This window comes from Halanaerobacter jeridensis, assembly GCF_016908315.1.
Lineage (GTDB): Bacteria > Bacillota > Halanaerobiia > Halobacteroidales > Halobacteroidaceae > Halanaerobacter > Halanaerobacter jeridensis.
On the sequence record NZ_JAFBDQ010000017.1, the window covers coordinates 1 to 18,787 of the forward strand.

General features: G+C 32.6%; 16 protein-coding genes. 8 read left to right on the forward strand and 8 right to left on the reverse strand.

Annotation, left to right across the window (positions count from 1 at the left end; all coding sequences use genetic code 11):
• Positions 1–119: 119 nt before the first annotated feature.
• The 8 genes from gyrA to dnaA form a co-directional block, all read right to left on the reverse strand.
• A complete protein-coding gene (gene gyrA, locus JOC47_RS12895) occupies positions 120–2,630 on the reverse strand; it encodes a DNA gyrase subunit A (RefSeq protein WP_204702504.1) in 2,511 nt (836 codons plus the stop codon).
• 104 nt (positions 2,631–2,734) lie between these two features.
• A complete protein-coding gene (gyrB, locus tag JOC47_RS12900) occupies positions 2,735–4,642 on the reverse strand; it encodes a DNA topoisomerase (ATP-hydrolyzing) subunit B (RefSeq protein ID WP_204702505.1) in 1,908 nt (635 codons plus the stop codon).
• Positions 4,643–4,677: 35 nt separating this feature from the next.
• Entirely contained in the window at positions 4,678–4,926 is a 249-nt protein-coding gene (gene remB / locus JOC47_RS12905) for an extracellular matrix regulator RemB (RefSeq protein WP_204702506.1), read from the reverse strand.
• A gap of 16 nt (positions 4,927–4,942) precedes the next feature.
• On the reverse strand, positions 4,943–5,815 hold the full coding sequence (locus tag JOC47_RS12910; RefSeq protein ID WP_204702507.1) for a DciA family protein: 873 nt from the start codon (positions 5,813–5,815) through the stop codon (positions 4,943–4,945).
• A 1-nt stretch (position 5,816) separates the two neighbouring features.
• Positions 5,817–6,929: a DNA replication/repair protein RecF gene (recF, locus tag JOC47_RS12915; RefSeq protein ID WP_204702508.1), complete on the reverse strand. Its 1,113-nt coding sequence runs from the start codon at positions 6,927–6,929 to the stop codon at positions 5,817–5,819.
• Positions 6,930–6,948: 19 nt separating this feature from the next.
• Positions 6,949–7,161, reverse strand: a complete 213-nt coding sequence (locus tag JOC47_RS12920; protein ID WP_204702509.1) for an RNA-binding S4 domain-containing protein — start codon at positions 7,159–7,161, stop codon at positions 6,949–6,951.
• A gap of 26 nt (positions 7,162–7,187) precedes the next feature.
• Positions 7,188–8,294 (reverse strand): DNA polymerase III subunit beta, encoded by a 1,107-nt coding sequence (gene dnaN, locus JOC47_RS12925; RefSeq protein ID WP_204702510.1) that lies wholly within the window; start codon positions 8,292–8,294, stop codon positions 7,188–7,190.
• A 303-nt stretch (positions 8,295–8,597) separates the two neighbouring features.
• Positions 8,598–9,962 carry a chromosomal replication initiator protein DnaA gene (dnaA, locus tag JOC47_RS12930; RefSeq protein WP_338035354.1) on the reverse strand — a complete coding sequence of 455 codons (1,365 nt, stop codon included), beginning with the start codon at positions 9,960–9,962 and terminating at the stop codon, positions 8,598–8,600.
• Positions 9,963–10,302: 340 nt separating this feature from the next.
• Between dnaA and rnpA the strand changes: the two genes are divergently transcribed.
• The 8 genes from rnpA (at position 10,303) to rsmG (ending at position 18,699) form a co-directional block, all read left to right on the forward strand.
• Positions 10,303–10,638, forward strand: a complete 336-nt coding sequence (gene rnpA, locus JOC47_RS12935; protein WP_204702511.1) for a ribonuclease P protein component — start codon at positions 10,303–10,305, stop codon at positions 10,636–10,638.
• A 4-nt stretch (positions 10,639–10,642) separates the two neighbouring features.
• Positions 10,643–10,864: a membrane protein insertion efficiency factor YidD gene (gene yidD, locus JOC47_RS12940; protein ID WP_204702512.1), complete on the forward strand. Its 222-nt coding sequence runs from the start codon at positions 10,643–10,645 to the stop codon at positions 10,862–10,864.
• 62 nt (positions 10,865–10,926) lie between these two features.
• Complete coding sequence (locus tag JOC47_RS12945) at positions 10,927–11,976, forward strand: YidC/Oxa1 family membrane protein insertase (RefSeq protein WP_239551239.1); 1,050 nt, start codon at positions 10,927–10,929, stop codon at positions 11,974–11,976.
• Between the two features lies 1 nt (position 11,977).
• The gene (gene jag / locus JOC47_RS12950; RefSeq protein ID WP_204702513.1) at positions 11,978–12,604 is read left to right on the forward strand and encodes an RNA-binding cell elongation regulator Jag/EloR; all 627 of its coding nucleotides are present in this window, start codon (positions 11,978–11,980) and stop codon (positions 12,602–12,604) included.
• Between the two features lie 208 nt (positions 12,605–12,812).
• Positions 12,813–14,192, forward strand: coding sequence for a tRNA uridine-5-carboxymethylaminomethyl(34) synthesis GTPase MnmE (gene mnmE / locus JOC47_RS12955; RefSeq protein ID WP_204702514.1), 1,380 nt, complete (start codon positions 12,813–12,815; stop codon positions 14,190–14,192).
• An 18-nt stretch (positions 14,193–14,210) separates the two neighbouring features.
• Positions 14,211–16,094 (forward strand): tRNA uridine-5-carboxymethylaminomethyl(34) synthesis enzyme MnmG, encoded by a 1,884-nt coding sequence (gene mnmG, locus JOC47_RS12960; protein ID WP_204702515.1) that lies wholly within the window; start codon positions 14,211–14,213, stop codon positions 16,092–16,094.
• Position 16,095: 1 nt separating this feature from the next.
• A complete protein-coding gene (gene mnmG, locus JOC47_RS12965) occupies positions 16,096–17,964 on the forward strand; it encodes a tRNA uridine-5-carboxymethylaminomethyl(34) synthesis enzyme MnmG (protein WP_204702516.1) in 1,869 nt (622 codons plus the stop codon).
• 12 nt (positions 17,965–17,976) lie between these two features.
• Positions 17,977–18,699, forward strand: coding sequence for a 16S rRNA (guanine(527)-N(7))-methyltransferase RsmG (gene rsmG / locus JOC47_RS12970; RefSeq protein ID WP_204702517.1), 723 nt, complete (start codon positions 17,977–17,979; stop codon positions 18,697–18,699).
• Positions 18,700–18,787 lie beyond the last annotated feature (88 nt).

An 18,787-nucleotide genomic window follows, 5' to 3' on the forward strand; every position in this document is an offset into this window, starting at 1 on the left:
AAACATTAACCTAGTATTCAATAATTCAAAGCTATGAACTGTTTTTTGGTTTTGAATTTACTACTAGCCACTAGCTTTTATCTACTAGCTAGTGGAACGATAGTACCACTTTATATAGATTATTCCTCAGTTGCTTGTTGTTCCTCTTGTTGTTCCTCTTGTTGTTCCTCTTTGCTTTCTTCTTTCTCTTCTTCTTGATTACTTACTTTATCACTTTCATTAATATAGCCTACTGAAACTACTTGATCATCTTCACTTAAACGCATCACAGTAACACCTTGCGTATTACGACCAGTTTTTGAGATCTCTGCAGCAGAAGTTCTTAATAGAATTCCTTCTTTAGAAATCAGAATTACTTCTTCATCTTTTACTGTTTTAATATCGATTAACTTACCATTTCTTTCAGTCTCTTTAAGAGTAATAATTCCTTTTCCAGATCTCTTTTGAGCTCTATATTTAGGTAATGGAGTTCTTTTACCATAACCTTTATTAGTGATTACTAATAGCTCTTTATCATCATCAACGATATCCATTCCTACGACTTTATCATCGTTTTGCAGGGAAATCCCTTTAACTCCTTTAGCCGTTCGTCCCATATTTCTTACTTCTTTTTCAGAAAATCTGATTGCTAATCCTTCTTTAGTTCCTAAGATAACTTCTTCTTCACCAGTTGTTAACTTAGCATCAACTAATCTATCACCTTCATTTAATCCTAAGCCAATCAAACCTGTATAGTTAGTATTAAACTCTTCTAAAGAAGTTTTCTTCACTAATCCTTGTTCTGTTGTCATAAATAAATATTGGTCTTCTTTAAATTCTGAAATTGGAACTACGCTCGTAATATTTTCTTCAGGGTCAAGGTCTAATAAATTAATAATTGGAATCCCTTTAGCCTGACGACCTCCTTCAGGAATCTGATATCCTTTCATCCTGTAAATCCGACCTTGGTCAGTAAAGAAGAAGAGATAATTATGCGTTGAGGTTACATAAATGTCTTTAGCAAGATCATCTTCTTTAGTCTTTAAAGCAATAACACCTTTACCGCCTCGATGTTGGTTACGATATGTATCAAGACTAGTTCTCTTAATGTAGCCATCTTTGGTAATTGCTACTACTATATCTTCTTCTTCTATCAAATCTTCCATTTCTAGGTCAATATTTTGATCTCTAATTTCTGTTCGGCGTTCATCACTATATTCTTCTTTAATCTCTTTTAATTCATCTTTAACAATTCCTAATAATTTATCTTCACTAGCTAAAATAGATTTGTAGTAGCTTATTTTTTCTTGTAATTCTTCATACTCATCATCTATTTTTGTTCTCTCTAAACTAGTTAATCTACTTAAACGCATATTTAAAATTGATTTAGATTGTTTTTTAGAAAAACCAAACTCTGCTATTAACTCTTCACGAGCAGCAGAAGTATCTTCAGCTCCTTTGATTAATTCTACAACTCTATCAATATTACTTAAAGCTTTCTTGAAACCTTCTAAAATATGGGCTCGAGATTCAGCCTTATTTAGGTCATGTTTAGTTCTGCGAGTAATAACTTCTTTTTGGTGGTTAATGTAATGTTCAATCACTCTCTTAATACCTAAAACTTTTGGTTCCCCATCCACTAAGGCTAACATTATGACACCAAAAGTAGTCTGCATTCTTGTCTGCTTAAATAATTTATTTTCAACTACTTGAGGATTAATCCCCTGCCGCAGTTCAATTACTACTCTCATTCCTTCGCGGTCAGATTCATCTCTTAAATCTGTAATACCATCTATTTTATCATCACGAACTAATTTAGCTATTTTTTCTACTAACTTAGCTTTATTAACCTGATAAGGTAATTCATTAACTATAATTTGATATTTATTGTTACCTATCTCATTTATTTCAGTACGAGCTCTAACTTTTACTTTTCCCCGACCAGTTTCAAAATAGCTTTTAATCGGTTTGCGGCCCATAATAATACCGCCAGTTGGAAAATCAGGTCCCTTAATAGTTTTCATTAATTCAGTCGTTTCAAGTTCAGGATTATCAATTACCTTTATAACCCCATCAATTACTTCTCTTAAATTATGTGGCGGTATGTTAGTACTCATTCCTACAGCAATTCCAGCAGAACCATTAATTAATAAATTAGGCACTTTGGCTGGTAATACCTCTGGTTCTTGTAAGGTACCATCAAAGTTATCAATAAAATCAACAGTGTTCTTCTTAATATCTGTTAACATCTCAGTAGTTATAGGATCCATTCGAGCTTCAGTATAACGCATAGCTGCTGCCGAATCACCATCAATTGAACCAAAGTTACCGTGGCCATCTACTAATTCATAACGATAAGAAAAATCTTGTGCCATTCGTACCATTGTATCATAAACTGCTGTATCACCATGAGGATGGTATTTACCTAAAACCTCTCCAACTATTCTTGCCGATTTCTTATGCGGCTTATTAGGCGTTATACCTAAATCATACATTGCATACATAATTCTACGATGTACTGGTTTTAATCCATCACGCACATCTGGTAAAGCACGACCTACAATTACACTCATTGCATAATCTATATATGCACTCTGCATTTCATCTTCAATATCTACCTGTCTTACATCATCTGCTCCTAATTGTTTCATAAATAAACCTCCTACAATAAACTAAATTCAAATCTTAAAATTTAAGAATGGGTCAAAAACTATGATTTCCATAGCTAATTTTTCATAATTACTTAACAGGTTCTCTAAATGTCTAAGTTATCTACTTCTTTAGCATTTTTCTGTATGAATTCACGCCGTGGAGCAACCTTATCGCCCATTAAAGTAGTAAACGTTTCATCAGCTCTAATAGCATCACTAATTTGAACTTGTAATAAAGTTCTATTTTCCGGATCCATTGTAGTTTTCCATAACTGTCCTGGATTCATTTCACCTAATCCCTTATAACGTTGCCGAGAAACTCCTCTACTACCGAGTTCTGACAATAGTTCCTCTAGTTTACGATCATTGTAAACATAATATTCATCACTATAATGAGTAACCTTATATAACGGTGGTTGAGCAATATATATATTTCCTTCTTCCAATAACGGACGCATATAACGATAAAAGAAAGTTAATAATAATGTTCTAATATGTGCTCCATCAACATCAGCATCAGTCATGATAATGATCTTTTTATAACGGGCATTTTCAATATCAAATTCATCTGCAATTCCCGTTCCTAAAGCAGTAATTAAAGATTTGATTTCTTTATTACCTAAAATTCTATTTAAACGAGCTTTTTCTACATTTAATATTTTACCTTTCAATGGTAAAATAGCTTGAGTTTCTCTATCTCGTCCCTGCTTTGCAGAACCTCCTGCTGAATCTCCCTCCACAATATAAATTTCACTTTCTTCGGGATCTCTGGAAGAACAATCAGCCAATTTCCCCGGTAAAGCAGTACGTGATAAAGCGCTTTTTCGCTGAGTTAATTCTCGAGCTTTTTGTGCTGCTTTTCTAGCTTGGGCAGCCGATTTAGCCTTATTAACTATTACTTGCGCAATTTCAGGATTCTCATTTAAAAAGTTACTTAAATTTTGTGATAAAAAAGAATCAACAATCCCTCTTACTTTACTATTAGCAAGTTTCGTTTTAGTCTGACCTTCAAATTGAGGTTCCGGTAACTTTAAATTAACAATCGCTACAATACCTTCTCTAATATCATCTCCTGCTAGATTATCTTCACTATCTTTAAGCAAATTATTTTGACGAGCATAATCATTAACTGTTCTAGTTAATGCAGATTTGAATCCACTTAGATGTTTACCACCTTCATGGGTATTGATATTGTTAGCAAAAGTAAAGATTTTTTCTACAAAATTATTATTATACTGGATTGCTATTTCAAGCTGAATCCCATCAATTTGGTCTTCAAAAAATATAACATCTTTAAATAGTGGTTCTTGATGTGAATTAATTTCTTTTACAAAAGAAATTATTCCACCATCATATTTAAAGTCTTCCTCTTTTTCTTTGTCCACTCGGTCATCAATAATTTTTATATTAATCCCTCGATTTAAATATGCTAACTCCTTAATTCGTTTAACTAAAGTATCATAATCAAATTGTACTTCTTCGAAAATTTGTGGGTCAGGTTTAAAAGTGATTTTTGTACCACTTTCTTCTGTTTCTCCAATCACCTGCACATCATCTTCAGGAACTCCAGTCGTATATCTTTGATAATAAATTTTATTATTTCTTTTAACTTCAACTTCAAGCCATTCTGCTAGAGCATTAACTACAGAAACTCCAACACCATGTAGCCCACCTGAAACTTTATAACCTTCGCCATCAAACTTACCACCAGCATGTAAAACAGTCATTACTACTTCTAAGGCTGGTCGATCCATTTTACGATGCTGAGAGACTGGAATACCTCGTCCATTATCAGTTACAGTAATCGTATCATCATCATGAATTATTACTTCAATTTGATCACAGTAACCAGCTAAAGCTTCATCAATACTATTATCTACAACTTCATAAACTAAGTGATGTAATCCTTTTTCACCAACCCCGCCAATATACATGCCTGGCCTTTTTCGAACAGCTTCCAATCCTTCTAAAACTTGTATTTGTTCTGCATCATAATTAATTTCTGATTTCATGCAATTAAAACCTCCATTTAAGGTTTTTCTAAATTTTATTCTAAATTATATACAAAGTTCATTCGCTTTCTTAAAGTCTCAGAAGAGATTATAGAATAATAAATTTTTTCTTCTGTTACTACGAATGATTTGGGATCTCCCTCGGCATAATCAATTATAAATCCTTCTTCTTCAGAAATATCCAAAAAATCAACCGTATCTTCTGAGTCTGTAGTAGCCTCCCAATCAGCTATTAATACAACATCTTTCGCTGGAATTGTACGTCCCTGTCCTAAATGTAACATATTCCCCCTCCTCAAATCACAAATTATTATAAATTTTCATTTTATTAGAGCCAATAATTTTCTCAATTAACCTATCTGTTAAATTTTCAGGGCTCACTCCTGTTTCTAGCATCACATAATTTTGCACCAATACCCTTAATTTCTGTTTATCAATTTCACCTTCTAAAGCTAAAACCATCATTTCATCTAACTTAGTTTCCAATCGTTGTGCTAAATTATCTTTAATAGCATCAAAATCACGCTGCTTTAGTTGAGGAAATTTAGCTGCTAATTTATCATAACTAAGCCATGGTGTTGTATAAAGTGATTGCTCAATTTTTTCTACTAACTGTTCATTATTTTCTTTTAATTCACAAATAGAACACTTATCTTTGAATTCAGGGATTAAAACTTCACATTCAGGACATTCATGCCAGTTGTTTTTTTCTCGCCATTTATTAGTTTTTCTACTTTCAGTTAATAAATTTAAAAATTTTTCTCTTAAATTATCATCATCAATATAATTAGCTGTCTGTTCTAATTCTTTTTTTTCTGCTTTATTTAAATCTTCTTTTTCTATTCTATTTTTTTTCTGTTGAGCAAAATTATATTGTTCATCAGAAATATGACCAACCTTAAACCTAATTTCCGTTAACAATTCTTCCTTTAGCTTTTCATTTATCTTAGTAATTAAATTTTCTTTCATGAATAAAAGCTGATGAGCCCAAGAGGAATTATCAACATTAACAAATAAAGTTCCGCGGTCAAAATATTTAGCTTCTGTATGTTCCTTAATTTCTTCTCCAATTACTTTTGACCAAGTATTTAAAATCTGAGTTTTTTTAACTTTTTTAGATATCCCTAAATTCCTTAACGCTTTATCTAGAACATCATCTATTGATTCAGCCATATCAATTCACCTCAGTTACTGAACCTTTCTTTATTCTGTAGATGTTATGGTTTTGTCTTAATTCCTTTAATCGCTTAAGATTAGTATTAGTAATAAAAGTTTGAATCTTATTTTTGATTGTTTCTAATAAATAATTTGAACGCTTATTATCTAGTTCAGAAAACACATCATCTAACAATAAGACAGGGTATTCTCCAATTTCAGATTTCATAAATTCTAGCTCGGATAATTTTAAAGCTAAAGCAGTAGTTCTTTGTTGACCCTGTGAACCATATTTCCTAACATCAACATCATTGACTACTAAAGATATATCATCACGATGAGGTCCTACAGTGGTAACCCCTCGCTCTATCTCTTTTTTTCGTTTGCGTTGTATATAAGAACTAAATTCAGTTTTGATTTCTTCTTTAGAACTATCCCCATCAATATTTAATTTACTGTCATACTGCAATTTTAAACTTTCTGCCCCATTAGTTAATTTACGTTGCATTAAACGAGCTAATACTTTTAATTTTTCTAAAGCTTCAAGTCTTTTAACTATGACTTTAGTTCCTAAATCAACTAATTGTTGGTCCCAAACCTCTAACATTTCTTGTGGGGCATTAGCATCACGAATTTTTTTCAGTAACTGATTTCTTTGCTTAACCACTTGGTCATATTCTTTTAAAGTATGTTTGTAATAAGGTTGAATTTGTGATAATTCTAGGTTCAAAAATTTTCTTCTGCGACTAGGACTTCCCTTAACAAGTTCTAGGTCTTCAGGGGAAAAGATAATAATATTTAAATACCCTAAGAGATCTGAATTTTTTTCTAATTTATTATTGTTAACTCTAATTTCTTTACTGCGTCCTTGCATCTTTATTTCTAATTTATAATTTTGAGTCTCTTTAATCAATTCTCCCTTTAAATAAAATCCATTTTCTTCCCAATTTACTAATTCTGAATTAACGTTAGTTCGGTGAGAATTGCCCGTACCGAGCAAATAAATTGCTTCTAATAAGTTAGTCTTCCCTTGGGCATTATCTCCAATTATTAAATTTAGATTAGGATTGAACTGTAAATATTCTTCACTATAATTCCTGAAATTATTTAAAAATAATTGTGATAAGTACAATTGCTAAAACTCCCTCCTTTTAGGAGGCAACTACTTTATATTTTTGCCCTTCAAATTCGACTATATCACCAGGTTTTAGTGTTTTGGCACGTTGCGTTTCTACTTCTCCATTAACTTTAACTCTTTTTTCGTTAATTACTGCTTTAGCTTCTCCACCAGTAGAAACTAAATTACCCCATTTCAAAAGCTGTCCTAAATCAATAGTTTCGGTTTTTATTTTTATTTTTTCCATAATTTATTCCTCCTAATTACTTAATTTTAAGCACTTCGTACTGGCATAATTACATAAATATATTCACATTCACTTGTAGTTTTTATTACTCCAGGCGATAAAGAACCGGATAATTCTAGATTAACATTTTCATCAGAAATAACTTTTAGACAGTCAATTAAATACCGAGCATTAAAGGCAATTTCTGTTTCTTCTCCTTCTAAATCAATAGGTACTTCCTCATATGCTTGCCCTACTTCAGGAGTATTAGCAGTAATAATTAATTTATCAGATTTTAAATTTATTTTTATAATATTAGAATCTTGTTTAGCTAATAATGCAGCACGTTTAGTAGCACTTAGTAACCTATCTTTATTAACTTGAGCAGTAGTAGAATTTTGGTCAGGAATTACCTGCTTGTAGTTAGGAAACTGACCTTCTATTAATCTTGAAACAATAGAAATACCAGAAAAATTAAATAATGCTTGATTTTCTGTAATACTAATTTGTACTTCATCTTCTGAATCAGATAATAATTTACTTAATTCACTAAGAGTTTTACTAGGAATAATAATTTCATCAACTTCTAAATTTGGTGCATCTATTTTATCTTCACGATAAGCTAAACGATAAGTATCAGTGGATGCTACTTTTATACTTCCATTCTCAACTAACATTAATCCTCCATTTAAAAATGGTTTACTCTCATCATCTGAAACAGCAAATTCAATTTGATCAATAATTGCTTTTAATTTTTCTTGACTAATAGAGAAATTAATGCCTGACTCTACTTCAGGTAATAATGGAAATTCATCAGTAGGTGATCCATGAATATTAAATTGAGAATTACCACATTTAATCTGAGCAGTATTATTTGATTCTTCGGTAGTTAAAATTATTTCTTCACTTGGTAATTCTCTAACAATGCTAGTTAAATATTTAGCTGGTAAAACAATAGAGCCTTCAGATATAATTTCTGCTTCTACAAAACATTCTATTCCTATTTCTAAGTCTGTTCCAACTAATTTAATTTTATCATCTTGAGTTTCTAATAAAATACCCGATAAAATAGGTAATGTCGTTTTTGAAGAAACAGCTTTACTTGTAGTTTGAATTCCTTGATACAGATCTTCCTGATTGACCTTTAATTTCATAAATAAACCTCCCTTGTTTATAAATGGCTATATAACATTGTGCTTATTACAGTAATATAGCTATAAACTACTAGTATTATATTTTTTTTAAAACTAGTAGTAGTAGTAGTAGGGCCTGTGGATAATGTGGATAACTCAACTCGTCCCTTGATATGACTAGGATGATGCTTGTGGATAGATTGTGGAAAACCTGTGGATAACTTAGCGACTTATCCACAGGTTGTGGATAAATAAACTTATCCACAAAGTTATCCACAGCAACACCCCACTTATCCACAGGATATCCACAGACTTATCCACAGCCTAATTATTTACTTTATTGGTTAAAGTTTCAATAGTTTCTTTAAACTTTTCTTCGTCATTAATTTTATTTTTGATTTTATCATAAGCATGAATTACTGTACTATGGTCTCGTCCCCCAAATCTTTTCCCAATTTGTGGTAAAGATAAATCAGTTAACTCTCGAGAAAGATACATAGCAATTTGACGAGGAAAAGCTATTGCTCTAGTTCTTTTTTTAGATTTCATTTTATCGATTGTAATTTCATAATAATCAGCTACAATTTGTTGAATTAAACTAACAGTAATTTCTCTTGTTGTTTTGCCTTCTGATTCATTGATCATATTTTGCAGAGCTTTTTTAGCTAAATCAACTGTTATTTTTTCATTACTTAAAGAAGAATAAGCCACTACTCTGATTAGAGCTCCTTCTAACTCCCGAATATTAGTTTTAAATTGATTTGCTATATAAACAATTACGTCATTTGGAAGCTTGATATCTTCTAATGTGGCTTTTTTCTTTAAAATAGCTATTCTAGTTTCTAAATCTGGTTTTTGGATATCAGTGATTAAGCCCCATTCAAATCTTGACCTTAGTCTTTCTTCTAATGTTGGAATTTCTTTTGGAGGCCTGTCACTAGATATGATTATTTGTTTATTTGCTTCATGTAATGCATTAAAAGTATGAAAAAATTCTTCTTGAGTTCGTTCTTTACCAGCTAAAAATTGAATATCATCAATTAAAAGAATATCGATATTACGATATTCATTGCGGAATTCCATAGTTCTATCGTCCTTAATAGCATTAATTAAACTATTTGTAAATTTTTCTGAAGTTAAGTACATAATTTGCAAATCAGATTTATGATTGAGTACATAATTTCCAATAGCATGCATTAAGTGAGTTTTCCCTAATCCGACATCACCATAAATAAATAGCGGGTTATATGCTTTAGCTGGAGCTTCTGCTACTGCTAAAGAAGCAGCATGAGCAAATTGATTACTGCTGCCAATTACAAAAGTATCGAAAGTATATTCTGAATTGAGATCAGCTTGTACTTCATTGACAGTTGTTTCTTCTTCTTCTGTAATTTCCTCTGGTGGTGCTTCTTCTTCTAAATTAATTTCATCTTCCATTTCAGGTATGATAAATTTTATTTCATAAGAATTATCAGTTACTTCTAGTAGAGATTCTTTGATTAACTTAGAATATCGAGTTTCTAACCAATCTTTAGCAAACTCATTCGGTACTTCAATTAAAGCAGTATTTTTTTGAATTCCTAAAATCTCAGTTGGTTGAAACCAAGTTTCAAAACTAGGTGTACTCAGTTGTGATTCAATTTCTTCTAATGTCTTTTCCCAAATTTCTTCAGCGTTTTCTTTTTGCACAATATTAGCCTCCTGTGCATAGTTATCCACAGTTACTGTGCATAACCCTGTGGATAACTTTTTAAAATATGATAAATTAGCTTAAAAAAACAATTAGTTACTCACAACCTTTAAAGCGCAAATACACTTTAGGGTTGCGAATAACTAATTTTAATTTTAAATTGCTTATTTAATTATGTATACTCATTGTAAGATAATCATACCAAATAATCGTCCGATTATCAACTTTTTGTAGAATAATTTAACTCAGGTTAAGTATTAATCTTGACATGCCAGATTAGATAATCTATAATTTAGTAGAGTAGGGTTAAAAGTTAGCTCCTTATTAGGAGGAAATTGTATGAAAGATGGAAAATTAAAGAAAACACATCAATTTAAAAATGTTTATAATAATGGTCAATCTTATGCTAATAGACTTCTTGTGCTCTATGTTTGGGAGAACAGGAGAAAAATTAGGAGAATTGGCTATTCTGTAAGTAAAAAAGTTGGAAAAGCTGTAGTTAGAAATCGCATTAAACGTCTACTAAGAGAAATATATAGACATAATAAAGATAAGTTGGAAGTAGGATATGATTTAATTTTTATAGCGCGAAATCCTATTGTTGATGCTTCATATCAACAAATTGAAGCAGCAGCTAATAATTTATTTGCTCAGGCAGATATTATAGAGGGTTGATATCATGAATATCTTTTCTATGCTATTGATTAAACTCATTAGATTTTATCAAAAGTTTATTTCCCCACTTAAAGGAAGGCGTACTTGCCGATTTCATCCTACTTGCTCTACATATGCTATCAGAGCGTTGAAAAAATATGGATTGTTAAAAGGTATTTATCTAGCCATTAAACGGGTTTTAAAATGTCATCCCTTTCATTCAGGAGGACATGATCCAGTAGAATAAAACCCAAATAAAAAATAAAAAAGTTATCATGATAAGGATAAGAATTAGGAGGAATACAATTAATGTTTAGGAAAAAATTACTACTAGTTTCGATTGTATTATTAGCACTTGTAGTTACTGGGTGTTCGACGACGGCTGGTATTAATGTAAAGGTGCAGGAAAGTGATGATCAGCAAACAGTATCAGTAAAACCGCAGCAGGAAGAATATGAAGAAGGAGAGAAAGTTACTCTAACAGCTTTTCCTAAGGAAGATTTTAAATATTGGTCTGTTAGCGATAAAAAAGAAAGTAAAAGAATTGAAGAAAATCCGTGGCAAATCAAGTTAGATAGTAAAGATAACATTAAAGCAGTCTATAAAAATGGTGAAGTAGCAGTTGATTTAGTGCAAGACTTTGGTTTTATAGGTAATTTCATGCAGAAACTATTAAATACGCTTTATGATTTTACTAATAGTTATGGGTTAGCAATTATTCTATTAACTGCGATTATTAGAATAATTTTATTCCCGTTGATTTCTAAACAGACTAAGTCGATGAAAAAAATGCAGAAGATTCAACCAATGATAGAAGAATTAAAAGAGAAATATGATGACCAAGAAAAACAGCAAGAAGAGATGATGAATCTATACCAAAAGTATAAGATTAATCCAGCAGCAGGCTGTCTACCGTTATTAGTGCAAATGCCGATTTTAATTGCTTTATTTAGAGCTTTAAAAGGATGGAATGCTCTACAGACTGAGTCATTTTTATTAATTCCTGATTTAAGTCAACCATATATTCCATTAGTTATTTTAACAGGTCTAGCAATGTTTGCTCAGAGTCATTTACAGCAAAAATTCTCTGGAGGTTCACAAGGTAGTAAAGCTGCTTACTTTATGCCGTTATTGATTGTTGTGATTGGATTTAGTTTTCCAGCTGGTGTGTTGTTATATTGGCTTACTTCTAATTTAGCAATGACAGCTCAGCAATATATTATTTATCAACAACCTGATCCAGAATTAGAAGCAATTGATGAAACAGAAGATAAAGAAAAAGATACAGCATCTGAGACAGATGAGACAGAGGATAGTTCAGATTCGCAAAATAGTTCGGATGAGAAGGAGGAATCTTAATATGAAAAGGGTCATTGTAAGTGAGGATACAGTAGATGAGGCCCTTAATAAAGGATTAGAAAGATTAGGTACGATTAAAGAAAAAGTAGATTTTGATGTTCTGCAAGAAGGTGAAGAAGGATTTTTAGGTCTGTTTGGTACTCAATCAGCTAGAATTAAGATTAAAAATCCTGAATCTAAATCAGAACATGCAGAAATGTTTTTACAAAAAGTTGTGAATAATATGGCTTCTGATTTAAGTGTTGAATTAATTGAAGAAAATAAAGAGAATCAAAAGATAGTTCTTAATATTACGGGTGAAGATTTAGGATTAGTAATTGGTTATCGAGGGAAAACCCTAGATGCTTTACAGTATTTAACCAACTTAGCAATTAATAAAGGCGAAGAGGATTATTTACAAGTTGTTTTAGATGCAGAAGGTTATCGTGCTCGGCGCAAGAAAACTTTAGAAAAGTTAGCAATAAAAATGTCTAAAAAGGCTAAAAGTAAAGGAACAAAAGTTAAATTGGATCCGATGCCGCCGCATGAAAGAAAGATAATTCATACTACTTTGCAAAAGAAATCCGGTGTTTCAACGCATAGCGAAGGCCAAGAGCCTTACCGCAAGGTAGTTATTGTAGCTGAATAGAAATTAATGACTAAACCCAGTATTTAAAAAATGCTGGGTTTGATTAATTAATTTCTGTATAATTAAATAGCATTTATGAATTTTGCATATGTAGATACTTGGCATTGCTTGATTTTGTATGTATCATATTAGGATTTTATTTTGATACTGAAATTATATATATAAATTATAAATTCAGGGTAAGCTATTTTAGAACGAGGTGATAAAATTGTATTCAAATGATACTATCGCAGCTATTGCAACTGCAGTTGGCGAAAGTGGAATTGGAATTATTAGAATTAGTGGTCCAGAAGCTATTGCGATTACCAATCAAGTTTTTGAACCTAAACAAGATAAGGATTTAAATGAGGTAGAAAGTTATACTGCTCATTATGGTCATATTGTGGAAGAAGAGCAAGTAGTAGATGAAGTAATTACTTTAGTAATGAAAGAACCAAAAACTTATACTAAAGAAGATGTAGTAGAGATAAATTGTCATGGTGGTACAGTTGTATTAAGGAAAATTTTAGATTTGATTTTAAATCAAGGAGCACGTTTAGCTGAGCCAGGTGAATTTACTAAACGAGCCTTTTTAAATGGTCGGATTGACTTGGCCCAAGCTGAGGCTGTAGCTGATTTAATTCAATCTAAAACTGAAGCAAGTATGGAAGTTGCTTTAGACCAATTAGAAGGTGGATTATCAGACCAAGTAAATGATATTAGACAAGATTTGATTGCGTTATTAGCTCATTTGGAAGCAACTATTGATTTTCCTGAAGATGAAATCGAAGACTTTCAATCTGAAGAATTGGGAGCTAGAATAGATACTGTGCAGCAGAAGATAGACGATTTGTTAGCTACTAGTGAACGTGGTAAAATACTAAAAGAGGGTGTAGAAGCTGCTATTGTAGGGCGACCTAATGTTGGTAAATCAAGTCTATTAAATGCTTTAGTACGAGAAAAAAGAGCAATTGTAACAGATATTCCTGGTACTACTCGTGATGTAATTGAAGAAGTAATTAATATAGATGGGATTCCAGTTAAAATTATTGATACAGCTGGGATTAGGAACGCTGAAAATCAAATAGAAAAAATTGGTGTAGAGAAATCAGAAGAGTATTTAACTAAAGCAGAATTAATTTTATTAGTAGTAGATATTAGTGATGGAATTACTGATGAAGATAAGAGATTAATGAGAGATGCTCAAAATAAAGAAGTGGTAGTTATAGCTAATAAATTAGATTTAGAGCATCAATTAGAATTAGAAAAGATTAAAGAAATTTTACCAGAAGCAGCAATTGTCAAAACTGCTGCTATTGCTAATCAAGGTATTAATGAATTAGAAGACGCTATTGCAAATTTAGTCTATAGTGGTAAGATTAACGCTCAAGAAGAGACAATGGTGTCTAGTTTAAGACATAAAAAGGCTTTAGAAAGAGCTAAAGAAAATGTTAGTGATGTAAAATCAACCTGGGAACAGGGATTACCTAATGATTTCTTAACTATTGATTTAAGGGCTGCTTTGGAAGCAGTTAATGAAATTACAGGAGATGCAGTTGGTGAAGATATTATTGACCAAATCTTTGCTGATTTCTGCTTAGGAAAATAATAACACAGGAGGATAACAATGAAAGAGTATGATGTAGTAGTTATTGGGGCAGGACATGCTGGGTGTGAAGCAGCTTTAGCTAGTGCAAGAATGGGCTGCAGCACTTTGTTATTAACTTTAAATGTCGATCATGTGGCTTTAATGCCGTGTAACCCGTCGATTGGAGGACCTGCTAAAGGTCATATTGTAAGAGAAATTGATGCTTTAGGCGGTCAAATGGGTAGAAATATTGATAAATCATATGTTAATATTATGATGTTAAATACTTCAAAAGGGCCAGCTGTACATGCTTTAAGAGCCCAAGCTGATAAACCTACTTATCAATCGGAAATGATAAGGACTTTGGAAGCGGAAGAAAATTTAGATTTAAAACAAGATGTTGTAACAGAGTTATTAGTTGAAAACCAAGAGGTTACTGGAGTTAAGACAATCACTGGAATGAGTTATCAAGCACCAAAAGTTGTGTTAACTACTGGAACTTCATTAAATGGGAAAGTTATTATTGGTGATGTTAAATATACTGGAGGACGACAGGGTGAATTTGCAGCGACTCATTTAGCAGATAGTTTAAAAGATGCAGGGATTGAATTAGATAAGTTTCAAACTGCAACTCCGCCTCGAATAGATCAGCAAACAGTTGATTTTAGTGGGATGAGAATTCATCCTGGTTCAGAAGAAAAGCTGCAGTTTTCTTTCTTTCAAGATCGAGCTGAAAGAGAACAGAAACCTTGTTGGGTAACGCATACTAATGAGAGAACTAAAGAAGTAATTGAAAGTAATATTGAAGATTCGCCTTTAAGTACAGGGATTGTAGAAGGAGAAGGTCCTCGTTATTGTCCTTCTATTGATCGTAAAATAATGCGTTTTCCTGAAAAAACAAGTCATCAAGTATTTGTAGAGCCAGAAGGAATGGATACTAATGAGCTTTATTTAAATGGTTTAACTACTAGTATGCCAGAAGAACTGCAGGTTAAGATAATTCAAAGTGTACCTGGGTTAGAAGAAGCTGAAATAATGCGACCGGGATATGCTGTACAGTATGATGCGATTCCCACGTATCAATTAAATTCGACAATGGAAAATAAACGAGTTAAGGGACTTTATACTGCAGGACAAATCAATGCTACTAGTGGCTATGAAGAAGCAGCAGCCCAAGGTTTAATGGCAGGTATTAATGCTGTTTTATCTTTACGGGATCAGGATCCATTAATTTTAAAGAGATCTGATGCCTATATTGGTGTCTTAATTGATGATTTAGTTAATGAAAATCCAAAAGAACCTTATCGGATGTTAACTTCTCGAGCTGAATATAGATTATTGTTACGTCAGGACAATGCTGATTTAAGATTGAGTGAAATTGGCTATGATTTAGGTCTGCTCAGTGATGAAGAATATCAACAAGTTAGAAAAAAAGATACTGCTATTACTGATACGATGCAGTATCTAGATAATAATCGTATTACTCCAACTAAAGAGGTCAGAGCTACACTAAAGGATTTGAATAGTGGTGGATTAAAGAAACCAGTTAGTTTAGCAACTATTTTGGCTCGTCCAGAATTAGACTATCAAGATTTAAATCTTTTAGTTGATGATTTACCAGAAGTAAAGCCTGAGATTGCTGAACAAATAGAGATTGAGACTAAATACCGTGGTTATATTGAAAAACAGATGAGACAAGTTGAAAAATTCAAGAAGATGGAGAAGAAAAAACTGCCTGAAGACATTGATTATTCTGAATTAGAAACTTTACGAACAGAGGCCAGAGAAAAATTAGATAAGATCAGACCTGTTTCCCTAGGTCAAGCCTCAAGAATACCAGGCGTTTCACCAGCTGATATTTCAGCTCTAATGATCTATTTAGAAACGTATAAGCAAGATGCTGATGATGAGGAGGAGGAATAGAATGAGAGAATATGATGTAATTGTAGTCGGAACTGGTCATGCTGGTTGTGAAGCTGCTTTGGCCAGTGCACGATTAGGATTTAAGACTTTAGCAATCACAGTTGATTTAGATAATGTAGCCTTGATGCCTTGTAATCCTGCTATTGGAGGTCCTGCTAAAAGCCAAATTGTAAGAGAAATAGATGCTTTAGGTGGTCAAATAGCTAAGAACATGGATAAAAGCTGTATTCAAATGCGGTTATTGAATACTGGAAAAGGACCGGCAGTGCAAGCGCTACGTGCTCAAGCAGATAAACAGACTTATCGTCATGAAATGAAATTAACACTAGAAGAACAAGATAATTTAGATTTAAGGCAGGGTATAGTTGAAGAACTACTAATTGAAGACAATACAGTAACAGGAGTTAAAATTAAAAGTTTAGAAGTATTTAAAGGAAAAAAAGTTATTTTAGCTACAGGTACTTTCCTGCAGGGTAAAATAATAATTGGGAATACTTCTTTTGATTCAGGTCCTCAAAATCAATTTCCGGCTAAAAAATTATCGGAACAACTAGAAGAATTAGGCTTTGAATTGCGAAGATTTAAAACTGGAACTCCTCCTCGAGTTGATAAAAATACTGTTGATTTTTCCGAGTTAAAGCAGGAAGCTAAATTAGAAGAGCCAGTACCTTTATCTTATAGTAATCAGCAGTTAGATAATGATTTAGAGCAACAAGATTGCTGGGAAATTCATACTACTGAAGAAACTCAGCAGGTAATTAAAGATAATTTAGAGTCTTCCCCAATGATTAATAACCAAATAACTGGTGAAGAGCCTCGTTATTGTCCGTCTATCGAGACTAAAGTAAAAGAATTTCCTCATAAGACTAAGCATAAGTTGTATTTAGAGCCAGAAGGGGCAGCAACTAATGAAATGTATTTAGCTGGTTTTTCTACTAGCTTACCTGTGCAGGTACAATTAGAGATGTTGAGAACTCTACCAGGTTTTTCTAAGGCAGAAATTGTGCGGCCAGCTTATGCTATTGAATATGACTGTCTTGATCCTACTAGTTTACAGCCTAGTCTAGAAACTAAGTCAATTAATAACTTATATACTGCTGGTCAATTAAATGGTACTAGTGGTTATGAAGAGGCGGCAGCCCAAGGCTTAATAGCGGGAATTAATGCTGTGCGAGATTTAAAAGGCGAAGAACCGCTTATTTTAAAGAGATCTGAGGCTTATATGGGAGTTTTGATCGATGATTTAGTAACGCAAGGAACTAATGAACCTTATCGGATGTTAACCTCTCGCGCTGAACACAGATTAGTTTTGAGACAGGATAACGCTGATTTGCGATTAACAGAGCTTGGGTATGAATTAGGTTTAATCGATGAAGAAAGATATAATGCCTTTAAAGAAAAGCAAAGGGCTATTGCAGCAGAAAAAGAGAGATTGCGTAATACTAAGTTATCTCCTAGTAATGAAGAAGTACAGCAGCATCTAGAGAGTTTAGATAGTGCTAGAATTACTAAAAAAGATAATTTGGCTCGCTTAATGAAAAGACCTGAATTAGATTATCAGTCTTTAGCATCTCTTGACCCTGAACGACCTGAATTACCTCAAGCAGTAACTGAAGAAGTAGAAATTCAGTTAAAGTATGAGGGCTACATTAAAAAGCAGCGTAAACAAATTGAAAAACAGAAAGAATTAGAGAACAAAAAATTACCAGATGAGATAGATTATCATGAAATTGAAGGATTACGCTTAGAGGCTAAAGAAAAATTGAATGAAATTCGTCCTGTTTCTCTAGGTCAAGCGTCCCGTATTTCTGGCGTATCTCCTGCAGATATTTCTGTGTTAACTGTTCATTTGGAAAAATTAACAGAGTAGGTGGGATAATTTATGTCTGCTAAGAATAAACTAAAAACAGGTGCTCAAGAATTAGGGTTGGATTTGAGTAAAGAACAGTTAGATATATTATTAGAGTATATGGATATTTTACGAGAATGGAATCAAAAGATTAACCTAACAGCAATTGATGATCCTGAAGAAATAGTAGTTAAACACTTTTTAGATTCCCTATCATTATTACAAACATTAGATCTATCAGGTGAGGAACGAGTGATTGATATTGGTACTGGAGCAGGATTCCCTGGTTTAGTATTGAAAATCATTTATCCTAATTTGCGTTTAACACTATTAGATTCAGTTAAGAAAAAAGTTAACTTTTTACGCCAAGCCGCTTATCAATTGGATTTAGACTTAGATACTATTGAATTCCTTCATGGTCGAGCAGAAGATTTAGGTCGTAATCGGCAACACCGTGAACAGTATGATTATGCTATAGCTAGGGCAGTAGCTTATTTGAATATTTTAAGTGAATATGCTTTGCCTTTTGTTAAGGAAGGCGGTCAGTTTATTGCCCAAAAAGGTGAAAATGCTAAAAAAGAGGTAGTTGATAGTCAGGTTGCTTTAGAAAAATTAGGCGGCGAGACTATTAATTTAGCTCCTGTAGATTTACCTTATAATGATGATGACCGTTATTTAATTGTGATTGAAAAAATAATGGCTACTACAAGTCAGTATCCTCGCAGGGCAGGAACTCCCAAGAAAAAACCATTGTAGCAAGTAGGCAATAAGCAAAAAGCACTGCATATAGAATGCGGAATCACAGTAATTTGCAAAATGCATTATACTTTGATTGCGTAAAGTA